Origin of the sequence: Nonomuraea sp. NPDC050310, assembly GCF_040655795.1 — a bacterium.
Classification (GTDB): domain Bacteria; phylum Actinomycetota; class Actinomycetes; order Streptosporangiales; family Streptosporangiaceae; genus Nonomuraea.
On sequence record NZ_JBFAKP010000005.1, the window covers coordinates 201,660 to 224,198 of the forward strand.

The 22,539-nt window shown below is 69.6% G+C and carries 27 protein-coding genes; 16 read left to right on the forward strand and 11 right to left on the reverse strand.

Translation table 11 applies throughout. The features are described 5' to 3' along the window. Window positions 1-31 precede the first annotated feature (31 nt). On the reverse strand, window positions 32-973 hold the full coding sequence (locus tag AB0I67_RS16025) for an NADPH:quinone oxidoreductase family protein (RefSeq protein WP_357923664.1): 942 nt from the start codon (window positions 971-973) through the stop codon (window positions 32-34). Window positions 974-1,069: 96 nt separating this feature from the next. On the opposite strand from AB0I67_RS16025, the gene AB0I67_RS16030 reads away from it, so the two are divergent. From AB0I67_RS16030 to AB0I67_RS16040, 3 genes are read left to right on the forward strand one after another with little or no spacing between them, the layout of a single operon-like run. Continuing rightward, window positions 1,070-1,936, forward strand: a complete 867-nt coding sequence (locus AB0I67_RS16030; RefSeq protein ID WP_357923666.1) for a LysR family transcriptional regulator — start codon at window positions 1,070-1,072, stop codon at window positions 1,934-1,936. A 60-nt stretch (window positions 1,937-1,996) separates the two neighbouring features. Then, the gene (locus AB0I67_RS16035; RefSeq protein WP_357923668.1) at window positions 1,997-3,502 is read left to right on the forward strand and encodes an MFS transporter; all 1,506 of its coding nucleotides are present in this window, start codon (window positions 1,997-1,999) and stop codon (window positions 3,500-3,502) included. Window positions 3,503-3,538: 36 nt separating this feature from the next. Continuing rightward, a complete protein-coding gene (locus tag AB0I67_RS16040) occupies window positions 3,539-4,120 on the forward strand; it encodes a TetR family transcriptional regulator (protein WP_357923670.1) in 582 nt (193 codons plus the stop codon). 29 nt (window positions 4,121-4,149) lie between these two features. Here AB0I67_RS16040 and AB0I67_RS16045 read toward each other — a convergent pair whose 3' ends face one another. Continuing rightward, window positions 4,150-4,446 carry a hypothetical protein gene (locus AB0I67_RS16045; RefSeq protein WP_357923671.1) on the reverse strand — a complete coding sequence of 99 codons (297 nt, stop codon included), beginning with the start codon at window positions 4,444-4,446 and terminating at the stop codon, window positions 4,150-4,152. Window positions 4,447-4,903: 457 nt separating this feature from the next. On the opposite strand from AB0I67_RS16045, the gene AB0I67_RS16050 reads away from it, so the two are divergent. The 5 genes from AB0I67_RS16050 (at window position 4,904) to AB0I67_RS16070 (ending at window position 8,132) form a co-directional block, all read left to right on the forward strand. Next, on the forward strand, window positions 4,904-5,449 hold the full coding sequence (locus tag AB0I67_RS16050; RefSeq protein ID WP_357923673.1) for a YciI family protein: 546 nt from the start codon (window positions 4,904-4,906) through the stop codon (window positions 5,447-5,449). A gap of 160 nt (window positions 5,450-5,609) precedes the next feature. Continuing rightward, the gene (locus AB0I67_RS16055; RefSeq protein ID WP_357923675.1) at window positions 5,610-6,158 is read left to right on the forward strand and encodes a TetR family transcriptional regulator; all 549 of its coding nucleotides are present in this window, start codon (window positions 5,610-5,612) and stop codon (window positions 6,156-6,158) included. After that, window positions 6,155-6,496 (forward strand): SMR family transporter, encoded by a 342-nt coding sequence (locus AB0I67_RS16060; protein WP_357923677.1) that lies wholly within the window; start codon window positions 6,155-6,157, stop codon window positions 6,494-6,496. Before AB0I67_RS16055 ends, AB0I67_RS16060 begins: the two co-directional genes overlap by 4 nt. Next, window positions 6,493-6,819 carry an SMR family transporter gene (locus AB0I67_RS16065; protein WP_357923679.1) on the forward strand — a complete coding sequence of 109 codons (327 nt, stop codon included), beginning with the start codon at window positions 6,493-6,495 and terminating at the stop codon, window positions 6,817-6,819. The genes AB0I67_RS16060 and AB0I67_RS16065 overlap by 4 nt, the downstream gene beginning before the upstream one ends. A gap of 47 nt (window positions 6,820-6,866) precedes the next feature. Beyond that, the gene (locus AB0I67_RS16070; RefSeq protein WP_357923681.1) at window positions 6,867-8,132 is read left to right on the forward strand and encodes a serine hydrolase domain-containing protein; all 1,266 of its coding nucleotides are present in this window, start codon (window positions 6,867-6,869) and stop codon (window positions 8,130-8,132) included. 86 nt (window positions 8,133-8,218) lie between these two features. On the opposite strand, the gene AB0I67_RS16075 is transcribed toward AB0I67_RS16070, so the two are convergent. Next, the gene (locus tag AB0I67_RS16075; RefSeq protein WP_357923683.1) at window positions 8,219-8,836 is read right to left on the reverse strand and encodes a serine hydrolase domain-containing protein; all 618 of its coding nucleotides are present in this window, start codon (window positions 8,834-8,836) and stop codon (window positions 8,219-8,221) included. A 64-nt stretch (window positions 8,837-8,900) separates the two neighbouring features. On the opposite strand from AB0I67_RS16075, the gene AB0I67_RS16080 reads away from it, so the two are divergent. Next, window positions 8,901-9,938, forward strand: coding sequence for an RNA polymerase subunit sigma-70 (locus tag AB0I67_RS16080; protein WP_357923685.1), 1,038 nt, complete (start codon window positions 8,901-8,903; stop codon window positions 9,936-9,938). Between the two features lie 30 nt (window positions 9,939-9,968). Here the strand turns inward: AB0I67_RS16080 and AB0I67_RS16085 are convergent, their stop codons facing one another. The 3 genes from AB0I67_RS16085 to AB0I67_RS16095 all read right to left on the reverse strand — a co-directional run bounded on the left by AB0I67_RS16085 (window position 9,969) and on the right by AB0I67_RS16095 (window position 11,752). Then, window positions 9,969-10,553 (reverse strand): dihydrofolate reductase family protein, encoded by a 585-nt coding sequence (locus AB0I67_RS16085; protein ID WP_357923687.1) that lies wholly within the window; start codon window positions 10,551-10,553, stop codon window positions 9,969-9,971. Between the two features lie 199 nt (window positions 10,554-10,752). Beyond that, a complete protein-coding gene (locus AB0I67_RS16090; protein ID WP_357923689.1) occupies window positions 10,753-11,109 on the reverse strand; it encodes a TfoX/Sxy family protein in 357 nt (118 codons plus the stop codon). Then, window positions 11,102-11,752: a winged helix-turn-helix transcriptional regulator gene (locus AB0I67_RS16095; RefSeq protein WP_357923691.1), complete on the reverse strand. Its 651-nt coding sequence runs from the start codon at window positions 11,750-11,752 to the stop codon at window positions 11,102-11,104. Before AB0I67_RS16095 ends, AB0I67_RS16090 begins: the two co-directional genes overlap by 8 nt. A gap of 86 nt (window positions 11,753-11,838) precedes the next feature. Here AB0I67_RS16095 and AB0I67_RS16100 point away from each other — a divergent pair, with 86 nt between their 5' ends. The 3 genes from AB0I67_RS16100 (at window position 11,839) to AB0I67_RS16110 (ending at window position 13,399) form a co-directional block, all read left to right on the forward strand. Next, complete coding sequence (locus tag AB0I67_RS16100) at window positions 11,839-12,219, forward strand: nuclear transport factor 2 family protein (protein WP_357923693.1); 381 nt, start codon at window positions 11,839-11,841, stop codon at window positions 12,217-12,219. Window positions 12,220-12,282: 63 nt separating this feature from the next. Further along, window positions 12,283-12,882 carry a helix-turn-helix domain-containing protein gene (locus AB0I67_RS16105; RefSeq protein WP_357923695.1) on the forward strand — a complete coding sequence of 200 codons (600 nt, stop codon included), beginning with the start codon at window positions 12,283-12,285 and terminating at the stop codon, window positions 12,880-12,882. Between the two features lie 61 nt (window positions 12,883-12,943). Continuing rightward, window positions 12,944-13,399, forward strand: a complete 456-nt coding sequence (locus tag AB0I67_RS16110; protein ID WP_357923697.1) for a carboxymuconolactone decarboxylase family protein — start codon at window positions 12,944-12,946, stop codon at window positions 13,397-13,399. 23 nt (window positions 13,400-13,422) lie between these two features. On the opposite strand, the gene AB0I67_RS16115 is transcribed toward AB0I67_RS16110, so the two are convergent. After that, window positions 13,423-13,836, reverse strand: a complete 414-nt coding sequence (locus AB0I67_RS16115) for a DUF1761 domain-containing protein (RefSeq protein ID WP_357923699.1) — start codon at window positions 13,834-13,836, stop codon at window positions 13,423-13,425. A 56-nt stretch (window positions 13,837-13,892) separates the two neighbouring features. Here AB0I67_RS16115 and AB0I67_RS16120 point away from each other — a divergent pair, with 56 nt between their 5' ends. Then, window positions 13,893-14,582, forward strand: coding sequence for a helix-turn-helix domain-containing protein (locus AB0I67_RS16120; protein ID WP_357923701.1), 690 nt, complete (start codon window positions 13,893-13,895; stop codon window positions 14,580-14,582). 565 nt (window positions 14,583-15,147) lie between these two features. Here AB0I67_RS16120 and AB0I67_RS16125 read toward each other — a convergent pair. Continuing rightward, window positions 15,148-15,930 (reverse strand): recombinase family protein, encoded by a 783-nt coding sequence (locus AB0I67_RS16125; RefSeq protein WP_357923703.1) that lies wholly within the window; start codon window positions 15,928-15,930, stop codon window positions 15,148-15,150. 340 nt (window positions 15,931-16,270) lie between these two features. Between AB0I67_RS16125 and AB0I67_RS16130 the strand changes: the two genes are divergently transcribed. Both AB0I67_RS16130 and AB0I67_RS16135 read left to right on the forward strand, forming a co-directional pair. Further along, complete coding sequence (locus AB0I67_RS16130; protein ID WP_357923705.1) at window positions 16,271-16,939, forward strand: GAP family protein; 669 nt, start codon at window positions 16,271-16,273, stop codon at window positions 16,937-16,939. Beyond that, window positions 16,926-18,200 (forward strand): DUF1254 domain-containing protein, encoded by a 1,275-nt coding sequence (locus tag AB0I67_RS16135; protein ID WP_357923707.1) that lies wholly within the window; start codon window positions 16,926-16,928, stop codon window positions 18,198-18,200. Before AB0I67_RS16130 ends, AB0I67_RS16135 begins: the two co-directional genes overlap by 14 nt. Before the next feature lie 30 nt (window positions 18,201-18,230). Here AB0I67_RS16135 and AB0I67_RS16140 read toward each other — a convergent pair whose 3' ends face one another. Next, window positions 18,231-19,217, reverse strand: a complete 987-nt coding sequence (locus AB0I67_RS16140; protein WP_357923709.1) for a Tn3 family transposase — start codon at window positions 19,215-19,217, stop codon at window positions 18,231-18,233. Between the two features lie 378 nt (window positions 19,218-19,595). Next, window positions 19,596-20,168, reverse strand: coding sequence for a carboxymuconolactone decarboxylase family protein (locus AB0I67_RS16145; protein WP_357923711.1), 573 nt, complete (start codon window positions 20,166-20,168; stop codon window positions 19,596-19,598). A gap of 146 nt (window positions 20,169-20,314) precedes the next feature. On the opposite strand from AB0I67_RS16145, the gene AB0I67_RS16150 reads away from it, so the two are divergent. Then, a complete protein-coding gene (locus AB0I67_RS16150; RefSeq protein ID WP_357923713.1) occupies window positions 20,315-20,869 on the forward strand; it encodes a TetR/AcrR family transcriptional regulator in 555 nt (184 codons plus the stop codon). 232 nt (window positions 20,870-21,101) lie between these two features. On the opposite strand, the gene AB0I67_RS16155 is transcribed toward AB0I67_RS16150, so the two are convergent. After that, a complete protein-coding gene (locus AB0I67_RS16155; RefSeq protein WP_357923715.1) occupies window positions 21,102-22,469 on the reverse strand; it encodes a hypothetical protein in 1,368 nt (455 codons plus the stop codon). Window positions 22,470-22,539 lie beyond the last annotated feature (70 nt).

A 22,539-nucleotide genomic window follows, 5' to 3' on the forward strand; every position in this document is an offset into this window, starting at 1 on the left:
GACACGTCTATTGCAGATTGCGCCATCGCCCTTACGGCATGCGGAGGACGACCTTGCCGGTGGTGCGCCGGGTGATCAGCGCGGTGAGGGCGGTCGCGGCCTGGTTGAGCGGGTACTCGGCCCCCACCAGGGGCCGGAGGCGTCCCGAGGCGGCCAGCTTGAGCAGGTCGTGGAGCGGCTCGGCGGCCCGGCTGCCCGGCAGGCGCAGGTGGGCGCCCAGCCAGTAGCCGCCGACGGTGATGTTGCGCTCGGTGAGGTTCGCGGGGTCGAGGGGCGCGGGGTCGATCCCGCCGGAAGTCCCGTAGCTGATCAGGCGTCCGAAGGGGGCCAGCGCCCGGGGGGCCGCGTCGAACACAGGGCCGCCGACGGCGTCGAGGATCACGTCGGCCGGTGCGCCGCCGTTGGCCTCGCGGACGCGCTCGGCGTAGCCGTCGGCCTCGCCCTCGACGGCGGCGTCGGCGCCGAGCCGGAGGACCAGGTCGCGCTTGTCGGGGGTGGAGGCGGTGCCGATGACCCGTCCGGCGCCGAACTCCTTGGCCAGCTGGATCGCCATGTGGCCGACGCCTCCGGCCGCGGCGTTGACGACGACGGTTTCGCCGGGAAGGATCCGCGCCGCCGTACGCAGCAGATGCCAGGCGGTCAGCCCCTGGACCAGGAGGGCGAGCGCGGCGCCCGCGGGCAGGTCTTCGGGAATCTCGACCGGGTTGGTCGCCAGCGCCTTCGTGGCGTAGCCGCTGTTGGCGAAGGCGAGCACGCGGCGACCGTCCGGGTCGCGGCCGACGACCTCGCTGCCCGGGACGAACGGAAGTTCGGGCGGCTGGTAGGCACCGCGCAGGCGTTCGGCGTCGGCGAAGTTGAGACCGGCGGCCTCCACGTCGAGGAGGGTCTGGCCGGGGCCCGGCACCGGGTCGGGCAGGTCGGCGGGGGTCAGGACATCGGGCTCGCCCAGGCGTTCGGCCACCATTGCTCTCATGCCGTCAACGCTAGAAGCCGCACGATCGCGCAGGTAGCGGGCAGGGTTTGTGGTTGAGGCGGAATGCATGAAGATTTTTCATACGTTGTCGCCCTCGTGGATGACCTGAGTGTGGCCGAGCTGCGCGTGCTGGTGGCAGTGGACGGCGAGGGCAGCGTGTCGGGGGCGGGGGTACGGCTGGGCCTCACCCAGTCGGCGGTCTCGCACGCCCTGCGCGCGGCGGAGAAGAAGATGGGCGCGGTGCTCTTCCAGCGCGGACGCAGTGGTGCCAAGGCCACGCCGGCCGGTCATGCGGCGGTCGGGCACGCGCGGCGCATCCTGAGGCTGATCGAGGTGATGAAGGTCGACACCCGTACGGCCGCGCGGGGCGAGGTCGTGGGGACGATCCGGGTGGCGGCCTTCCGCAGCGCGGCCTTCCACCTGCTGCCCAAGGTGCTGGTGCGGTTCGGGCAGCGGCATCCGAAGGTGACGGTGACCGTGCGGATCGTGCCGGACCTGGGGCGCGGGATCGCGGGCGAGGTGGCGGACGGGCGCGCCGACGTGGGCGTGGTCACGCTGCCGGTGTACGTGGACGGGCTGGTCACCAAGGAGCTGTACGCGGAGCCGTACCTGCTGGCCTATCCAGAAGGGCATCCGGATCCGCGCTCGCTGCCCATGATCGATTGGCACGAGAACTGCGCGGGGGAGACCCGGCGCTGGCTGGCCCGGCAGGAGTGGATCCCGCCCGGCGACATCACCGTCGAGGACGACGGGGTGGTGATGTCGATGGTGGGACACGGGCTCGGCGCGGCGATCGTGCCCCGGCTGTCCACGGTCGGCGCGCCCGGCAAGGTCGCCACGGCCTCGCTCGGCGACGATGCGCCGCAGCGGCACGTGGGGTACGTGACCACGCCCGAGCTGGCCGGCTCGGCGATCATCCGCGACCTGCTCGGCGAGCTGCGAGCCATGAAGGTCCTGCCTTAGTGATTCTTTGAACGATCGTACTAGTTGTACTATCGTTCAAAAAACACAAGGAGGACTGCCATGTCTGCTGTGGCCACCCGACGCGAGTGGGCGGGCCTGGGCCTGCTGGCGCTGCCGACGGCGCTGCTCGGCCTGGACCTGACCGTGCTGTACCTGGCCTTTCCGAGCATGGCCGAAGCCCTGAACCCGTCGGCCACGCAAACCCTGTGGATCATGGACGCCTACGGGTTCTTCGTCGGCGGGTTCCTCATCACCATGGGCACCCTGGGCGACCGGATCGGGCGGCGTCGCCTGCTGGTGACCGGCATGGCCGCCTTCGCCGCGGTCTCGGTGTTCGCGGCCTTCGCCCCGAACGTCGAGCTGCTGATCCTCGCCCGGGCGCTGCTGGGGGTCGCCGGGGCCACGCTGATGCCCTCGACGTTGTCGCTGATCTCGGCCATGTTCACCGATGTACGGCAGCGCGCGGTCGCGATCGGGATCTGGGCGATGATGTTCGCCCTGGGCATGGCCGCCGGCCCCATCGTCGGCGGCGCCCTGGTCGGCACGTTCTGGTGGGGAGCGGCGTTCCTGCTCGCCGTCCCCGTCGCGGTCGTGGTGCTGGCGGGGGCGCGGGCGCTCCTGCCCGAGTACGCCGATCCTGGCGCGGGCCGGCTCGACCTGGTCAGCGTCGCCCTGTCGCTGGCCTCGATCCTGCCGGTGATCTATGCGATCAAGCACGCCGCAGCGCACGGCGCGGACCTGGGCACCGTACTGCTCGCCGCGCTCGGCGTGCTGGCCGGAGTGGTCTTCGTGCGTCGCCAGCGCGGCCTGGCCTCGCCGCTCCTGGACGTCACGCTGTTCACCAGCCGGGCGTTCTCCGTGGCGCTGACCGTCCTGCTGATCGGGCTGGTCGGGGTGGGCGGATCCATGTATCTGGTCACCCAGTACCTCCAGCTCGTCGAAGGCCTGACGCCGTTCGCGGCGGGACTGTGGATGGGGCCGCCCGCGCTGGCGATGTTCGCCGCGGCGATCGGCGCACCCCTCGTCGCCCGGCGGGTGCGTCCCGGCCTGGTCATGGCGGGCACGCTCGGCCTCTCGGTGATCGGCTACGCGCTGCTGGCCTCGGCGGGGCTCGGGGACGCGGTGCTGGTGGTGGCCGGGTTCGCGTTCATCTACCTCGGCCTCGGCGCGATCGCCGCCCTCGGCACCGACATGGTCGTCGGCGCCGCCCCGGCCTCGAAGTCCGGCTCGGCCGTCGCCATGTCCGAGACCGTCCAGGAACTCGGCATCGCCGTCGGCGTGGCCGTCCTCGGCAGCCTCACCACCGCCCTCTACACCGCCCGCATGGTCGCCCCCGCGGACGTCGCACCGGAGGTCGCGGCGCGTCTCACCGATAGCCTTCCCGGAGCGCTGTCGCTGGCCGGCCACGTGCCCGGCCAGGTGGTCGAGGACGCGCGGCAGGTGTTCGCCGACGGGGTGAACCTCGCCGCCGCCGTGGCCGGGGCCGCGATCGTCGTGGCGGCCGTGCTCTGCCTGACGGCCCTGCGGCACGTGCGTCCGCTGGGAGACGAAACCGAGCGGCCGTGACGGGCTGGACTACCCTGGACCCCAGGGGAGGGGAGCATGAACGAGGAGAGCGAGCCCGTCGACGGGCGCAAGGCCCGCGGTCACCGGCGACGCGCCGAGATCATCGACGCCACCCTCGCCATCGTCATGCGGGACGGCGCCGCCGGCGTCACCCACCGCACCGTCGCCAAACAGGCCGGCATCACCACCAGCCTGAGCACCTACTACTTCGCCACCCTCGACGACCTGCTGGTCGCGGCCCTGTCCAGCGTCGCCGACGCCTACACCGCGCGTATCCACCAGATCGTCGCCGGTCCCGGGGACAAGCTCCGTGGCCTGGCCGAGCTGATCGCCGAGTCCGGCGGCCCCGGCCGGGCGCGCGCCTTGGCCGAGCGTGAGCTCTCCACCCTGGCCGCTCGCCGCCCGGCGCTGGCACCCGTCGCGCGTCGCTGGCGGGAGAACGTCGCCGAGCTCGCCGCCACCCTCACCGACGACCCCGAGGCCATCGCCGCCCTGGTCGCCGCCTCCGACGGCCTGTGCACCGCGATCCTCATCGACAACGCCCCGGCCGACAGCGACTACGTCCACCGCATCCTGGCCCGCGCCATCCACGCGCCCCAGGACGCGGTCCCCTCCTGAACGGGCCTCGACGGTACGGCACGCCCGAATCAGTGCCAGCCGGTGCACCACGAGGAATTCGACCCCGCGCTCTTGCCGCAGGCCCGGAAGACGAGATTCGGATCTGAACTGGTGTAGTGAGCCGGCGTGTAGTTCCTGGGGTCACCACCGCCGTTGCCCCAATAGGTGAAGGGGCCGCACTGAATCCAGCCGTTCCCCTTCGTGCTGGAAACGTCCATCCAATACTGGTCGCCGTTGTTCCAGGCGCCGGCGAGCCGGGCCCACCCGGCCTGTCTCCCATTGACGTACCCGAAGCGCAGTTCCGCCCTCGCGCGGCTGAAACTCACCGAGGCGACTGTGTAGGTGCCCGTGGCGTTAACCGGATTCGGCCACGAAGAGCAACTTGCGGGATCCGCCGAAGCGGTGCTTGGAAGGGCCAGTTGTGCGGCAAGGAGTCCAACGGTAGCCGTCAGACCGGCAAGAGATTTTCTGAGCATGTCCGTCTTTCTGTGAGGTCGAACCCTGTTGGGCCATGGGATTCTGCGACCAGGTCCAGCCGGCGTACGGCGGTGCCCGGTATTCGACAGCGGTCCCGCGTGTCACGTCGGTCTCCGGACTGGGAGGCTGACGCCGTGAGCCTAGGCGTCCGCCGTTGGTTTTCTGTTGGGTACCGCAGTCGGTGAGATCGGAATCGGAAGCCCCTTGCCGCGGCGGCGGGATTACCGGGTTCGCGCCGTTCCTTGTCGTTGAGGGGACGACGGGTGTCGTGTTCCGTTCTCCGAGACCCGTGCAAGATTGGCCGGCATGGAGTTCTTCTGTTACCACCGTGACCGGCCCGGTTCTGCTGCTCTGCGCGAGAAGCTCACCGAGGAGCACTGGTCCTACATGGACCACTACACAGCCGAGCTGATCGCCCGTGGGCCGACCCTCGACGGCGACAGGGCCACCGGCAGCGTGCACATCGTCGACCTGCCCGATCCGGCAGCGGCGCGGGCGTTCGCGTTCGACGAGCCCAACCAGCAGGCCGGCGTCTATCGGGACGTCATGGTGCGCCGCTGGCGCAACGTGCTGGGTCGCACCATGTGGGACTTCCCCGGAGGGCGTGATGGCGGTGACCGCTATCTGGTTCTCGGCCTGGCCGAGGGAGGGGCCGCCGACCTCGTTCCGCCACCCGGCCGGCGAGACGACCTGATCGCTTACGGGCCACTGCTGTCCGACGACGGCACTTTCTGGCTGGGCACCGCCGCCTTGATCCAGGCCCCGGATCCGGGTACGGCCCGCACGATCCTGACTCCTGAGCTGTATGCCGATATCGAGGTCCACGACTGGACGTTCGGCGGACGGCGATGAACGTCTTGCCGAAGGTGGCGACGGTCAGGGCGCCGCGAGATGGCGGACGCCGCCTTCCACGGTGAGCGCGGCACCCACCCGTGCCGCGCGGGGCGCTCCCCCTGCTCGGGGGTCGAAGGCGATCATTGTTACTTTACCTTCCGGAAGGTAAAGTAAAAGTGTGACGACGAACGCGAAGGAACGCATCCTCGACGGTGCCCTCGATCTGCTCCGGGCCGAGGGCGGGGGAGCGGTCACCCTGGATGCCACTGCGAAGCAGGTGGGCCTGACCAAGCCCGGGCTGATGTACCACTTTCCGACGAAAAATGCCCTCATGCTCGGCGTCGTCGACCACGTCGGCGCGCGGTGGGAACGCCTCCTGCTCGCCCACCTGGGACAGCCGAAGGAGACCGCGTCCCCGCGGCAGCGGATCCAGGCCTACGTCGAGGTCGCACTGTCCGAGCGGTTCGACCGAGCGGACTTCGCGGTGTTCTCCGACGCGCTCTACCGAGAGGCCCTCACCGAGACCTGGGTGCGCCGCTTCGAGTCCTGGGTGACCGTACCCACCACGCTGCCACCGGCGGTGCGGGCCCGGCTCACGGCGGCTCGCCTGCTGGCCGACGGCTACTGGATGGCCGATGCGACCGGTGTCTTCCCGGTCCCCGAGCAAGACCGGCAGCAGGTGCTCGAGGTCGCCAGGCACCTCCTGAGAGACGAGGATCCCGCATGAAGAAATGGTGGTTGCTGTCCGCCGCGATCCTGCTAGAGGTAGCCGCCACACTGTCGTTACGCGCGGCCCTCGACAACCCGGTCTGGTTCGGCATCGTGGCGGCCGGTTACGCCGGGGCGTTCGTCACGATCGCGTTCGTGCTGCGCCTGGGCATGGGCGTCGGCGTGGCGTACGGCATCTGGGCGGCATCCGGCGTCGCGCTCACCGCGATCCTCTCCTCCATCCTGTACGGCGACGCGCTGTCCACGATGACCGGCGTGGGAATCGCCCTGGTCATCGGCGGGGTGCTGTGCGTCGAGCTCGGCTCCCGCGCCCATCCACGACTGGAGGGCACGTGAGCTGGCTGTTCCTGTCCGCCGCGATCGCCTCCGAAGTCGGCGGCACCCTGGCGTTGCGCATGGTGTCGCACGGCCGTGGCCGTACGCCCTGGGTCATCACCCTGATCGTCGCCTACCTCGCGGCGTTCGGGTTCCTCACGCTCACCCTCGCCGACGGGATGGCGCTCGGTGTCGCGTACGGCATCTGGGCGGCGTCCGGCGTCGCGCTCACCGCACTGGCCTCTCGCGTCCTGTTCGGTGAACCGCTCACCAAGGTCATGGTCCTCGGCGTCGCGCTGATCGCCGCGGGCGTCTTGCTCATCGAACTCGGCGCCGCGCACTGATCGACATCAGCAGCTCACCGGCGCCGGCCAAGAGAATGGAGATCCGCATGACAGCCCATCAGGACCACGTCCCGACCAGCGGTGACGACCTCGAGCACGGCGTGGAGGAAGGCTGGGGGAAGGTCGCCGACGCCTTCCGAGCCAACTTCGACGACCCCGGCGAGGTCGGCGCGGCCTGCAGCGTCTACGCCGGCGGCCGCCTGGTCGCCAACCTGTGGGGCGGGCTCGCCGACCGCGAGACGAACCGGCCGTGGAGCGACAGCACCATCGTCCAGGTCGCCTCGGCGACGAAGGGCGCCACCGCGATCTGCGCCCACCTGCTGGCCCAGCGGGGCGAGCTGGACCTGGACGCCCCGGTGACCCGGTACTGGCCGGAGTTCGGCGCCAACGGCAAGGAAGACATCAAGGTGCGCTGGCTGCTGTCGCACCAGGCCGGTCTCCCGCTCGTCGACGGGCCGCTGACGTTCGAGCAGGCGTGCGCGTGGCACCCGGTCATCCGCGCGCTCGAGGCGCAGAAGCCGTTGTGGAGGCCGGGCACCGAGCACATCTACCACGCCGTCACCTACGGGTTCCTGGTCGGGGAACTCGTCCGCCGGATCAGCGGCAGGTCGCTGGGCACGTTCTTCGCCGAGGAGGTGGCCGCCCCGCTCGGGCTGAGCGCCTGGATCGGGCTGCCCGAGGAACACGAGGAACGCGTGGCCCGCCTGCACTACGCCGACGCCTTCAGCGTGGAGGAGTTCCTCGCCGGCCTGATCACGGCGACCGGGCTCGACGCGGACACCGTCACCGCCTGGGTCCAGTCCATGTGGACCCCGGGCTCGATCCAGATGCGCGCCGGCGAGCTCGGCGGCGCCCTGGACAACACCTCCGGGGACTACATGCTGACGCGGGCCTGGCGCGCATCGGAGTTCCCGGCCGCAAACATGATCGCGGACGCGCACTCGCTGGCCCGGATGTACGCCGCCACCGTCAGCGACGTCGACGGGTTCCGGCTGCTGGATCCGGCCACGGTCGAGCGGATGTCCGTCGTCCAGACCGACAAGACCAGGATGTACGGCTTGCCGCCGGGTCTGGACCTTCCGGCTGACCGCTCCTTCTACCTGTCGCTGGGGTTCTGGCGAGCGTCTCCCATGGCGCCGATGCTCGGGCCTGGATCGTTCGGCCACCCGGGCGCCGGCGGATCGATCGCCCTCGGCGACCCCGACGCCGGTGTCGGCTTCTGCTACGTCACGAACCTGTGGAACTTCCGCCCCGACGACCCCCGAGCGTCGAACCTGGTCAAGGCCGTCCGTACCTGCCTCGACCGAGGGTGAGACAAGCCGCCCTTCGTCTGAGGCGAGCAGGCAGGCCGGGGACACCTCCCGGACGGACCCGGCCCCGATTCCACTGGCAACAGGCGTCAGCGCCTTCCCTGCCAGGAGTAGAAAGCGCCGTGCAGGTGCTCGAAATGGTGATCGACGTGGTCCTCTGACCACTCCACGTCCTCGAAGATTCGGGCTGGATCGCCCTGAGGGCTCCAGGCGTAACCGTAGGGGCGACCCCAAGGCTCGCCCTGCTGGAAGAAGACCACCCCGCGCTCGCGGCGGATCTCCTCGAACTCCATCTCACCGACGGTCCGGGAGCCGAGCCGGTCACCGTCCTGCATGGTGCGAGCGAACGCCTCCATCCCTACGACCGAACGGACGAACTGCTCGTCGCCGGCGCCTCGGAAGGCCACGATCGCCAGCATCATGACGCCGGCGATCGTGAGGACACCGAGGAACGCCAACACTTGCGAACGTCGACTGCCAACCGGCATCGCGGCCTCCAGCGAATCGTCGTGGCGAAGGTCTTGGTTGCTGCCGTAGTTGAAGATCCCGCTGTTGTGGTTGAGTAACTGCCTGATGGTGATCTCGCGGCCGTCGTCGCCGTTGCCGCAGGCCCGGTCGGGCAGCCACTTGTCCACCTTGTCGTCGAGGTCCAGCTCGCCCTCGGCCTCCAACTGCAGCACCACCGTGCTGGTGGACGCCGGCTTCACCGATCAGAAATCCTTCGCCACGTCGTCAGTTCTGCTGGCCGTACCGGTGAAAGGATTGATGACCATGACCGACAGCAGACCGCTGGGCGCCGACGAGGCCACGTTCCTCGCGGCGGTCCGTTCGGGCGACCCGGCGCGGTTCGCGCTCGTCACCGAGCGCCACCGGCGTGAGCTGCAGGTGCACTGCTACCGGATGCTCGCGAACTACGAGGACGCCCAGGATCTGACGCAGGAGACGTTCCTGCGGGCGTGGAACAAGCGCGAGTCGTTCAAGGGCCATGCGACCCTGCGAACCTGGCTGTACCGGATCGCGACGAACGCCTGCCTCGACTTCCTGGAGAAGCGCAACGACCGCACCCCCGTGCCAACCGGACTGCCCGATCTGGGCTCCGAGGTGCTGTACCTGCAGCCCTTCCCCGACCGGATGCTGCCCGAGGATCCGCAGGAGTCGGTGGTGGCGCGGGAGACGATCGAGCTGGCGTTCATCGTCGCCGTCCAGCACCTGCCGCCGCGGCAGCGGGCGGTGCTCATCCTGCGTGACGTGCTCGGCTGGCCGGCGTCGAAGACCGCCGACGTCCTCGAGCTGACCGTCGCCTCGGTGACCAGCGCGTTGCAGCGGGCGCGGGTGACGATGCGCGAGCAACTGCCGGGCCGCCGCCTCGACTGGCGCAGCCCCGCCACCCACGAGCTGTCGGACGACGAGCGCAGTGTGGTGAAGGCGTACATCGACGCCCATGAGCGCAACGACCTGGACGGGCTGATGGCCCTGCTCCGCGACGACCTGCGCTTCGCCATGCTGCCCGAGCCCGGCACCTCGGTCAGCACGGCGAAGGATGCGGTGGACGGCTGGGTCTCCGGCGGGCTGTTCCAGCGCGGCTACGACGACTGGCGTTGCCTCACCACGACGGTCAACCTCATGCCTGCCGCCGTGCTGTACCGCCGCATCCCCGGGGACGTGCAGTACCGGCTGTTCAACATCGCGGTCCTGCACATCGTCGACGGGAAGATCGCCGAGTTGACCGGGTTCGACGCCACCGGCAAGCCATGGCTGGGCCTGCCGGCGACCCTGCCGTCCGACGTCGACGAAATCACCGCGGAATGAGCAGCCCGCCCCACCGCCCGCCGACGAAGATCATCGCCTCGTCTCGTAGCGGGTCATCATCACCCCGCCGGGAAACGTCCGCGTCTCCACCAGCTTCAAGTTCACCCAGTTGTCCAAGGCGGCGAAGTACGGCGTGCCGCCGCCCACCAGGACCGGCTGGGTGACCAGCACGTACTCGTCGACCAGCCCGGCCCGCATGGCCGCCCCGGCGAGCGTCGCGCCGCCGATGTCGATCGGGCCGCCGTCCTCGGCCTTGAGCCGGGCGATCTCGGCGACCGCGTCGCCGGTCACCAGGCGGGCGTTCCAGTCGACCTTGTCGATCGTCGAGGAGAACACCACCTTCGGCATGTCCCGCCAGCGACGCGAGTACTCCATCTCGGCCGGGGTGGCGCCGGGCCGCTGGTCGGCGGTGGGCCAGCTCGCGCTCATCACCTCCCACAGTTTGCGCCCGTACAGCGCCAGGCTGGTCGCGCCCACCCGGTCGGACCACCACTGGAACAGCTCGTCGCTCGACGACGAGTCCGGTCCGTCCCCTCCGCTCCAGCCGAGGTCGTCGCCGCGCGCGGCGGTGTAGCCGTCCAGGGTGACGTTCATGGCGAAGATCAGTTTCCGCATCGTGTTCAGCCTCCTGTGAGTCGGTCTCGTACGTACCGACGGTGACGGCGCGGGAAGCTAATCGGTGCGCGATCCGCGGGCGGCCGGTTCAGGGTGCTGCTGTCCCGGCCAAGGCGACGGTTGCTCGGCGCGGCCCACGTTCTGCTTTGTCGCTGTGAACCCCGGCGGTGGAGTGCCGGCAGCACCCTGGCGTGCCCCGTCAGCTTGATCGTCGCAGGGAGTCCACGTACCGATAGGCGTCGTGTGCTGCCTTCCGCCACAGGGCGAGGGTCTCGGTGTCGCTCTGCTGGGCTGGGAGCGCGACCCATTCCCGCATGGTCCGCTTGCCCATGGTCACCGGGTCGGCGGTTCCCTCGTCGAGGAGCCGGCGAGCGTGATCGTGAGGGAGCTTCACGATGAGCTCGCCGTCGTGGCCGAGGAAGGCGAAGATCTTGCCCCCGGTGCGAAGTCCCGGACTGCGGAACATCGTCGCCAGGGCAACGTCCGGGTCGTCGGCGTAGTCCTCGGCGAGCCTGTTCAGAAGGTCCCGATACAGAAGATCTCGATCATCAGCCACTGGCGAACCCCGCTTCCGGTAGAAGGCGCTGGAGCGCCGCCGAGGAGCCGTCGACGACGAGCCCCTGGGCCTGGGCCGTCGGCAGTGTCATCAGCCCCGTGAAGAGCGCGACCAGCACCTGCGGCGGCGCGGTGACGGTGGCGTCGGCCTGCCGCGCCGTAGAACAGGGGAGCACCTGGATCTGGCCGTGGTCGGCGATGATGTCGCAGCCGTCGTGCAGGTCGCCGAGGCGCACGGTGACGGCGGGCTCATCGGGTGAGCCGTCCCGGCACAGGTGGCGCAGGGGCAGCGTGAACCAGTGCATGCGAAACGCGTCGCCGTCCGGTGGTTCCAGCATCAGCGGCGCGCCCCAGCGGGTCAGTTCGCGGACGACGCCGCTGAGCTCCTGGCCCCGGTCGGTGAGCCGGATGAGCGTCGCGGCGATCGGTGGCGGCTCGTCCTGGCGGGTGATCACCCCGTTCGCCTCCATCTCGCGCAGGCGTTCGGCGAGCAGATTGCTGGCGACGCCTGGAAGGCCGCGTCGCAGGTCGGAGAACCGGCAGGGGCCCTGAGTCAGCAGCTCGCGGACGATCAGCAACGTCCATCGGTCGCCAACCAGGTCCAAGGCCCGGGCCATCGAGCAGTACTGGTTGTACGAACGCATACCCAACAGCGTAGCAGCATGGTTGAGATTCTCATCTAGCTGGTTTAGTTTCTCTACCAATCGTTTCGCTCATCGGAGGACATGGCATGAGTGTCGTCAGCACCGCCGCACCGGTCCCGCTCCCGGCCTACTATCGGATCCTCACCGGCGGGATCGACGCCTACGGCGACGGCCGGGACCTTGCGCCCCTCCTGGCCGACGACCTCGACTTCGAGGGCCCTATCGCCGGGCGCGTCACCGGGGCGGCCCGCTTCCTGCAAGGCGTCAAAGGGTTCATCGCCAACGTCGGCACGATCGACCTGATCCAGGAGGTCCACGGGCCCGACGGCAGTGCTGTTCTCTACGACGCCCAGCTTCCCCGTGGCGGCGTCAGGTTCGCCGAGTTCTTCACCTTCGCCGACGGCAAGATCCAACGGCTTCACCTCCACTACGACCCCGCCGACTACCTTGCCAAGGGAGGAGCCTGACCGACCGGCACCACCGGCGCTTCCCGCGGTGCCGGGATGGCTCCTGTGTGGGGTTGTGCACGCATGCCCGACATCAAGCACTTCGATCCCGAGGCGACGCTGGACCAGGTGGTGACCCTGTTCTGGCAACGCGGGGCCGACACCACCGGCATCGCCGACGTCGTCCAGGCGACCGGGCTCAGCCGTTCCAGCCTGTATGCCACCTTCGGCGGCAAGGCGCAGTTGCAGGCCGCCGCGCTGGGCCGCTATCTGGAGCGGCAGTCGCGGCCGGTGTTCCAGGCCCTGGCCGCGGACGAGCGCGGGGTGCCGGCCATAGCCGCGTTCTTCGCGCGGCTGGTGGCGGCGCGGTGTTCGGGTGAGCACGCGCGCTGGGGGTGCCTGGTCACCAATACGCACGCCACGGCGAGCGGCGGCCTGCCGGAGATCCGGGACATCCTCGACCGCCACCACGATGCGCTGCGGGCGTCGATGCTCGCCGTACTGCAGGCCGCGCGGGCGCTCGGCCAACTCCGGGACGGTCTGGATCTGGAGGCGGCCGCCGAGGCCCTGACCCTGCAGGCCTACGCGGTCAACCTGCGCTCACGAGCCGGTGCCGAGGCGGACGATCTGCTGGCCGGCGTGCGTGCCGTACTCGATGGTTTCACCACCACCCAGGAGAGATGATGAGCGGTTTTCGCACCTACGACGAGAGTGACGCCCCCGAGGCGGCCCGCCCCACGGGGTCATGGCCGAGTCGCCGGAACTGCTGGCCGGCTACAACGCGCTGGCCGAGCAGTTCGGGAAGTCGTCGCTGCCGGCGGTGGCCAAGCAGGTGGTGCTGATCACCGCGAGCGTGGCCAACGGCTGCGAGTACTGCGTGGCCGCGCACTCCACGCTCGCGCTGCGCGCCCGGGTGCCGGCCGCGGTGGTCGAGGACCTGCGCGCGGACCGGCCGCTGGACGACCCTGCGCTGGAGGCGGTTCGCCGGCTCACGCACGCGATGGTGGCCCAGCGTGGCTGGGTGACCGAGGCCGAGATCGAGGAATTCCTGGCCGCCGGTCACACCCGCCGTCACGTGCTGGACATCGTGCTCGGCGTCGGCATGAAGACCCTGTCCAACTACACCAACCACATCGCCTGCACCCCGCTCGATCCGGCCTGGGCCGACCAGGCGTGGACGGGCGCGCAGGTCAGGGGCTGACTCCTTCCAATCAGCCTGTACGGCTACCGCACCAACCCGATGGCCAGGGCCATGCCCAGGAACAACGTCAGCTGATAGGCGCTGTTGATCACGGTGAGCTGGGCCGGCTTCTGCTCGAAGGCGTTGTGCTGCGCCAGCGTCGTCAGCGACAACCCGAGCCAGGCGGCGAATCCCACGGCCAGATCGAGCCAGAGCGGGGCGCCGCCGTACGAAACCGACACGACGGAGCACGCGGCGGCGAGCACCAGCGCGGTGAGGAGAATCGACGCCAGGAGGACGGCGAACGGGCGCTTGCCGGCCCGCCTCGAGTCCTCCTCGGTGACCCCGGTCAGCTTCCGCCAGACGCTGCCGAAGAGCCCCCAGTCGCTGTACCACACCCAGGCGATCGCCATCCCGACCACGATCGCGGCCACGACGGCCACCCAGCTGATGCTCATCTCCATGCGGATCCCTCTGCTCGACATCTCCCGGACGGTTGATATAATCAACCACGATGGAGAAGATCAAGCAAGACTCGAAAAAGCCTCGCTCCTACGGGCAGTTCTGCGCCCTGGCGCGCGCCCTGGACATCGTGGGCGAGCGCTGGACCCTCCTGATCGTCCGCGAACTGCTCCCCGGGCCGATGCGCTACACCGAGCTCAAAGCCTCCCTCGCGGGGATCGCGACCAACCTCCTGGCCGAGCGGCTGCGGGCCCTGGAGTCCAACGGCATCATCGAACGCCGCCTGCAGGAGACGAGCGTCGTCTACGCGCTCACGCCCTGGGGCGCAGGGCTACGCGAGCCGATGGAGGCCCTCGGCAGATGGGGCGCGCCGCTCCTGGAGACAGGACGCGACGGCGACTCGTTCCAGCCGCGCTGGCTGACGCTTGCTCTGCCCGGCCTGCTCCGGGGCATCACCGCGACCCCTCCGGTGGAGCTCGGCATCGAAACGGACGGGTTGCTCATGATCCTGCGTATCGACGAGCACGGCCCCAGTGCCATCGTCCGGCCCGATCAGCAGCCGGACACGGTCTTCGCCGCCGCCCCGGAGGTCGTCATCGGGCTCGCCGCCGGTGCGCTCACGGTCGAACAGGCGCTGTCCGTGGGGGACGTCCGGGGCGACAGGCAGGTCCTCGAGAAGGTGTTCCCTCCGGAGCGAAACCCCATTGCGACCGGGTCTGCGCCGCCACCGATGGGTGGCTGACCGTACTCGCGATTCGCGCATCCCGATGTGCGCCGGCTCGTTCTCCCGCCAGCATGTGACACAGGATTCAAGCTGTCTGTCACACTCACCATCGCCTGATCGCGTCCCCCCGGCTCGGCATCATCCGCACTGCATTCTCCGCCCGCGTCGTCTCCGAGGGGGCGCCATCGAGTACGTGCGCTGGGCCAACCGCCTGGTTGCCGGCCTGCCGGGAGTGCGGAGCAGTCTCTTGCGCGAGCGCCACGTGCTCAAGGTCGTTCTCGTTGCTTATGGCCGTACCGCTGTTCCTCAACCCGGGATTGGAGCCGCTGACCGGCGCGGCCAACGTCGATCGGCGAAGGCCTTCTTCGCCACCAGCGTGGCGGTGACGGGGGTCGAAGTACAGCGGAACGAAAACGCCCGCTAAGCCCGTTAGCGCAGGTCAGCTATAACGGCTGAGTACGGGGGTCAGGAGAGGCTTGGCGTACGTTCCCGTTCGATCACACAGATCCGGACACGTTCGATCGGACCGAGGCTGTGAGTCCGGGGCGCCGGGGCGCGGTGCCGTTGTGATGGGGCCGCGAGGTCACTGGGCGGGGCGAAGGTCGGCGAGGTCGGCGTGGGCTGCCTCGATTGCCTCGGGGTAGGACTGAGCTTTGTCGTGTTGGGCCAGGGCTCGGTAGATGCTGGCCGGGCCGGGGTTGCGGCCCTTGCGCTTGCCGGTCGGGATGATCAGGTCGGGGCGGATGGCTTCGACGGATTCGCCGGCGGCGCGGCGGCGCAGCACGGTGTGCAGCATGTCGTCGGTGATGACGGGTGGCCGGCCGCCGTGCTTGCCTTTGCGGGCGGCGGCGTCCAGGCCTTCCAGGGTGGCTTCGCGGATGTTCTCGCGTTCGGTTTCGGCCATGGCGGCGAAGAAGCCGAAGAGCATGCGGCCAGGGCCGCTGGGGTCGTAGATGCCGGGGAGCGGGCTGGCGAGCATCTCCAGGATCAGGCCGTGGGCGGTCAGGTGGTCGGCCAGGGCGGTGAGTTCGGCGGCGTCGCGGCCGAGGCGTTTCGTCTCGTACACGGTGAAAATGACGCGGCAGTGCGGCGCGTGGGCTTTGATCTGGCGGGCGGTTTGCAGTGCGGCTTCGAACTGTGGGCGGACCCGGACGCGGGTGCTGATCTTCTCGGAGAAGAGCTTGTCGCGGGGAATGCCATGCGCGGCCAGGGCGTCGAGTTGTGACTGCAGTTCCTGGGTGAGGTGGGAGCAGCGGGCGTAGCCGATGCGGATGTCGGCGCCGGGGGTGCCGGTATCAGGCGCGGCCGGTGGCGGGGTTCCGGGTCGCCAGGGCTGGCCGGGGCCGCGGTCGGCTGGGGTGGGCACACGCAGCAGCTTGGCGAGCCGGGCGACCTTCTTGAAGCGGCCGGTGTGGTAGATCCCGGCGACGGCGCCTGAGCGGGACCGGCAGGGTGAGCCGGGCTGGGCGAGCCGACGGCCTGGTGTCTCGCGGCGGCCGTTTTCGATCTTCCTGCCGGAAAGGATTCGTTTGAGAACTTGGCCATCGCCGAGCGGCGGGAAGCCGTAGAGCCAGTCCTAGGCGGCGATCGTCCGCACATCCGTCATGACGGGACACCTTTCCGGCGCGAAAGCCCCGTCTTGGCACAGTCAAGCCTTTGCTGGCAGAGGGGATGATCGTGGATATAGAGGCGGGTAGCAAGATCGCATGAACGTCACCGGGGAGTTGCTGCCGCTGGCGTTGGGTGTTGCGATCAGCCCGGTGCCGATTATCGCGGTCATTCTCATGCTGCTGGCGCCTCGCGCGGGCGGAACCAGCACCGGGTTCCTGATCGGCTGGGTGGCCGGCGTCGTGATCGCCACCGTGCTGTTCGCGATGCTGGCAGAGGCCGTAGGGCTGGAGTCGGGTGGGCAGCCATCTGCCGTGGTGTCCTGGATCAAGCTGCTGCTCGGTGTGGTCATGCTGCTGTTGGCGATCAAGCAGTGGAAGGCCAGGCCCAAGGAGGGCCAGGCGCCCAAGCTGCCCGCCTGGATGGCGGCGATCGACAAGATGACCCCGGGCAGGAGCGAATCGATCGGTTTTCTGCTGTCGGCGGTGAACCCGAAGAACCTGGCCATGTGCGTGGCCGCCGGGGTGGCCATCGCCCAGGGCGGCTCCCATGTGCTGCCGCTGGTGGTCTTCACGGTGATCGCCGTCAGCACGGTCGCCGTCCCGGTGATCGCTTACGCGGTGGCCGCCGAGCGGATGCGCGGGCCGCTCAACTCCCTGCGCTACTGGCTGGAGCACAACAACGCGACCGCATTGTCGTCCTGCTGCTCGTGCTGGGCGTGGTGCTGGTCGGCAAGGGTCTTGGAGGACTGTGATGGAGCTGCGTGAACTGGCCGCTGACGCCTACGTCTACGGTTTCCCGCTCGTGTTCGACGTCGGGCAGATCGACCGATTCGTCCGCGAGGGTGTGGGTGACCTGCCCGGCGCGCCGTTCAACACCTTCGCGCACGGCAAGCACCTGGCCACGCCGAAGGACGAGTTCGTCAGCGTCAACAACGACACCCTCTACTCCATCGCCCAGCTCGACCTTTCCAGCGGCCCGGTACGGCTACGCGTGCCCGACACCGGCGAGCGCTACTACGTACTGCAGTTCGTGGACGCATGGAGCAACAACTTCGCCTACGTCGGCAAGCGCGCCACAGGCACCCGCGCTGGCGAGTACCTGATCGTGCCACCCGGCTGGAGCGGACAGGCCGACGTGCCGGTGATCCATGCACCGACCGCGGTGGCCACCATCGTCGGCCGCATCGCCTGCGACGGCCCCGACGACCTGCCCAACGTCTTCGCCCTGCAGAGCGGCTTCACCCTCGACGGCCAGCCAGGCAACGGTATCCCCGACGTGAAGGCTCCGCAGGACCTGCTATTTCTGGAACGCCTGCGCCGGTGGATGGCCGCTTTCCCGCCCGCCCCCGCTGACCAGGACTACGCCGCCAGGTTCGCGCCGCTCGGGCTTCTGGACGGCCGGCCGTACACCAGCGCGGCCCCGGAGATCCTCGCCGGGCTCGCCGACGGGCGCGAACGGATCGAGCAGACCATGAAGGCCGGCCACCAGGCCCCGGTCAACGGCTGGGACGTCAACCCGCACGCCTTCGACTACAACCTGGACTTCTTCGAGCTCGGCACCCTGGACGAGGCGGCTTGGCGCCTCCCCGACCGGGAGCAGTCCTACCTGGTGCGCGCCGTCAGCGCCCGGGCGGCGTTGTGGGGCAACCATGGTTACGAGGCCGTCTACCCCACCGTGCGCGTCGACTCCGACGGCCGGCAGCTCAATGGTGCCCACTCCTACACGCTGCGGTTTGAGGAGCTGCCGCCGGTGGGCGCGTTCTGGTCGATCACCATGTACGCGGCGCCCGACTACTACTTGGTGGACAACCCGATCGGCCGCTACTCCATCGGCGACCGCACCCCAGGCATCCAGCACGCCGGCGACGGATCGCTGACCATCGTCATGAGCCACGAGGAGCCCGCCGACACCGCCAACTGGCTGCCTGCCCCCGCGGGCGACTTCCGGCCCATGATGCGGCTCTACATGCCGGGCCAGGCCGTTCTGGACGGCAGCTACCGGCTGCCACCGGTGGTTCGTGAGTGAAACCGTCTTCTCCTTGCGTGCCGCTGCGCCTCAGTCCTGGGCGTCCTGCTCGTCCTCGGCGTCGGGATCGGGAGTCTCGGGGTCGCGCAGCGGACGGCGCGCCCCGCCGAGCTCGTGGCGGTAGGAGGAGTAGCGTCCGTGCACGTTGATGTGCTTGCAGATGAACGGCGAAAGGCGCGCCACATCCGCCTCCTGCACCGGATAGCCCTGCTCGCGTAGCTGGGCCAGGGCGTCGTCGATGTGGGTGGTGTTCCACAGCACCAGGCAGTTCAACACGATGCCCAGCGCGCCTAGCTGATCTTCCAGGCCGTCGTAGTAGCGGTGGAACAGCTGTCCTTTGCGACCGTGAAAAACCCGCTGGGCCAGGGCATGGCGGCCTTCCTGCAGGTTGCGGATGCCCTTGATGTCGCGCCGCAGGTCCTCATCGTCGATCAACGCCAGCACGTGCAGCGACTTGAAGACGCGGCCGTAGGTGTTGATGGCCTCACCCAGCGCGGTGGGGTGGCCATCGCGCTGCAGCATCCGCACGACGTCGTATGGGCTGACCTCGCTGGTGTAGATGGAGGCGACCAGCCGAATGATCTCCTCCCACTGGTGGGCGACCTTGGCCAGGTCCAAGCGGCCGCGCGCCAGCGAGTTCAGGGCGCCGTAGTCGGCCTCGGGCTGGGACTTCCATAGCTTTTGATCCGGCAGATCGGCCAGCGCCGGCCGGTACTCGCGATCCAGCAGGTGCGCCAGGCCGAAGACCAGGTCGGAATACGAGCCGGTGGCGGTCACGATCACATCCGCCCGCCGGCCCTCGCCGCTGGAGAAGGTGACGTCCAGGGCGTGCAGGCAGTCGCGGTCGGTGCCGGAGACGACCTTGGCCGCGACGCCGAACGCCTGATCGTTGATCATGTTGAGCCAGGTGACACCGCGCTTGGGACCGAAGTACTTGCGGTTGGGGCGGGCGTAGGCCGAGGGGACCGGGACGATGAAGCGCATCCCGTCGATCGCCGCGACCAGGCCGCCGCCCAACGTGCGGAGGGTGCTTGGTGCTGCGAGCGAACTGCGACCTGTGCGATGGAACCGATGGAACGGGAACGTACGCCAAGCCTCTCCGGACCCCCGTACTCAGCCGTCGCGGCTGACCTGCGCGAACGGGCTTAGCGTACGTTTTCGCTCCGCTGTACATCGACCCCGGTGACGGCGCGGGGGCATCTCGTGGCAAACAGGGCCTCGGCGGCCTGCGCCGCGCCCACGCGGACCTCCAGCTGAGGTTCGCGGGCGCGAGGCCAAGCCTGTCGTACATCTCGCCCAACGCCCCGCCGCGGTGTGGCCGAGCGCGGGTGAGATGCCGGCCGGCGTATCGGTGACACGCCGGTCGGCTTCGCCGTCGATCCGGCGCAGGGCCCCTCAGGCCTCGCGCGTAGCGCTGCTCGCGGTGCGCTCGAACGGGGTGACCAGCGGCCATTCCACGTCGACCTCGAGTGCCTCGTTGACGTAGTTGGTGAAGATGTTGCGGGCGACGTTGGCGATCACTTCGACGATCTCCTCGTCACTCAGCCCGGCCTGCCGAGCCGCGTCGAAGGTCTCCTTGTCGACCGGGCCACGGTTGCGCGTGATGGCCAGCGCGAGATGCAGGGCGGCCTCGGCCTTGGCGTCGGAGCTGTGGCCGCGGCGGGCCGCGGTGATCTCTTCCTCCGGCAGCTTGACCGCGTTGCGGGAGACCATGGTGTGCGCAGATAGGCAATAGGCGCAGCCGTTGGCCTCTGCGACGGCCAGGGCGATGCGTTCCTGCGTGGCGGCCGGGAGCACGCCCTGCTTCAGCGCGCCGAACAGACCCAGGAAGCCCTGAAGCGCGGCGGGACTGTTGGCCATCGCCTTGGCCATGTTGGGGATCACGCCCAGGGTCTGCCGGGTGGCGGCGAGCTGCTCGGCGGCGGCGCCGGTCGCGGTGGCGGGGTCGATGAGGGGAACACGGGTCATGGGGCACATCTCTCTTTCACACTGCCCAAACAGAACGTTCGGTTCGATACGAGGAGCGACGCTAGGGCGGCGCGTCGGGATTTGTCAAACAGAACGTTCGGTTCGATACTGGTGGGGTGACAACGCCAGAGACGAAGGCCTCCCCGGTGCGCGAGCGCCTGTTGGCCACCGCGGACCTGCTGTTCTACGCCGAAGGCATCAGGGCGGTCGGCATCGACCGGGTGATCAACGATGCCAGCGTCTCCCGCTCCACCATGTATGTGCACTTCCGCACCAAAGAAGACCTGGTCGCCGCCTATCTGCGGCGCCGTACCGACACCTGGCGCGCTCACGTCGAAGCCGAGGTGTACGCCCGGGCCGGCGACCCGGGCGGTCGGGTGCTGGCTCTGTTCGATGTCTTCCACGAGCAACTGTCCAGTCCGGCCTATCGCGGCTGCCCGTTCGTCAACGCCGCCGCCGAATACCCCCACCACGACGGCATCCAGGCCGTCATCGCCTACCACCGGCAATGGCTGCCGGATCTGCTGCGGCGCCTGCTGCAGCGGCCATCTGGTGATGACGCCCTGGTCGCCGCGCTGGTCCAGCTCATCGACGGCGCGATCACCGCCGCCCACCTGGATCGCGACGCCCACGCCGCCGCGACCGCACGATCGACCGCGGCGCTGCTGCTTGATCGGCCGCTCGCCTCCGATCGGCCGTAGCGGCGCGCCCGCGTCATGACCGCGAAACCTGTCAGCGGCAGATTCAGGCGGGCTGCCCGGCCTCTTTCCCGCTCACCTGCTGACCGTCGTCCTCCTCTTCCGCCCCGACCTTCACCTGCAGCGCGCAGGCGGCGTCGGTCTGCTTGTCGGTGGAGTGCCGCCATGTCCGGCGTCCGCGGAGTGGTCGCGGGGAAAGGGATCTGCGTGCCGTACCGATCCGCCCCTGCTGCGTTCAGATTCCCGACGAAGGTCGGAAAGCGAGGGCGGCGGCCAGGCAGGCGATGGGTATGACAGGCAGCACGTACCGGTGGTCGAAGTCCAGAACCGCGACCGGGCCGATCAGCAGGCCCATCGCCACGGCCCACGGCAGCAGCGCCACGCGGGGCCGCCGGATCGCGGCGGCCCCGCCCAGGAGGAGGATCAGGCCCAGGAGCGGGCCGCGCAGGTAGGCGGCGTACTGGTAGGCGATGAGGAAATCCGCGTACGGGGAGACCGACGACAGGCCGCGGATGTCCGGGTCGTACTCCCGTTTCACCTTGGCGATCAGCGGCTGGCCGGGCAGCTCCCAGTGCCCGCTCTTGAAGCCGAACGCCGGGGTGGTGCGGTCGGGGTGCGGGATCGGGGTCCAGGAGAAGGCGATGGCGGTGTCGCGGGCGACGCCGCCCAGGTAGTCCAGCGGCTGGGCGAGGATCGCCGCGATCGCGAACGAGCGGGCCAGGTCGTTGTGCGTGAAGCGGTCGCCGGGCAGCAGGTTGAGCGAGGCTCCAGGCGCCCACACGTACTCGGAGGCCGCGTCCACTTTTGTCCCGTTGGGGCAGAGGCGCGCGAGATCGGGCGGCGGCTGGATGCGGGCACAGTCGGCGAACGTCATCGTGCGGGCCCACAGGGCGACCCCATCGGCGCCGCTGATGGCGAAGCGGCCGTGGTGCTGGGCATACCAGGCGGCGTACCCGGCCAAGGGCAGCGCACCGGCCAGAACCAGCGCAGCCAGCGGCCGCCGCCCCACGCGCCGAACGGCCAGCACGAGCACGACGAGCAGGAGCAAGGGCAGCGCGATCGTCCTGGTCAGCGCGGCTGCGGCGAACAGCAGGCCCGCTCCGGCGGCGGCGCGCACGGACAACCGCGGCGACCACATGAGTACGGCCAGCCCGGCCACGATCAGGAAGATGAACTGCGTGTCGGACAGGACGGCATGCTCGAGGCGCAGGAAGGAGGCGTCGAACAGCAGCGGCACCGTCGCCGACGCCGCCGCCCAGCCGGGCGTCGCCCTGCGGCGCAGTACCGCATAGAGCAGCATGCCGGTGCCCAGGCCGATGGCGTGCTGGACGGCCGCGACCAGCTCCACGCTGTGGAACGGCAGCAGCGCCCGCAGCAGCAGCGGGTAGCCGATCGGGTGGAACGTCGCGGACGGAGCCGGGTGCACGGCGGTGTCGAGGTAGGTGAAGGAGTCGTACCAGTAGAGCGTGACAGGGCGGTAGCCGAGCATCGTCACCACCCGCAACACGGCAGCCAGGAGCAGCAACGCGGCGAAGACGCGGTGGTCGGCGAGGGCGGCCAGGCGGCGCGGCGAAGGCAGCGCCACGCGAGTGTCGGTGAGCACGCGAAATCCGATCGTGGGGGCAGGACGGAGGTCCGCGCATGCCGAGGACGACGCATGGCGGTAATGGGGG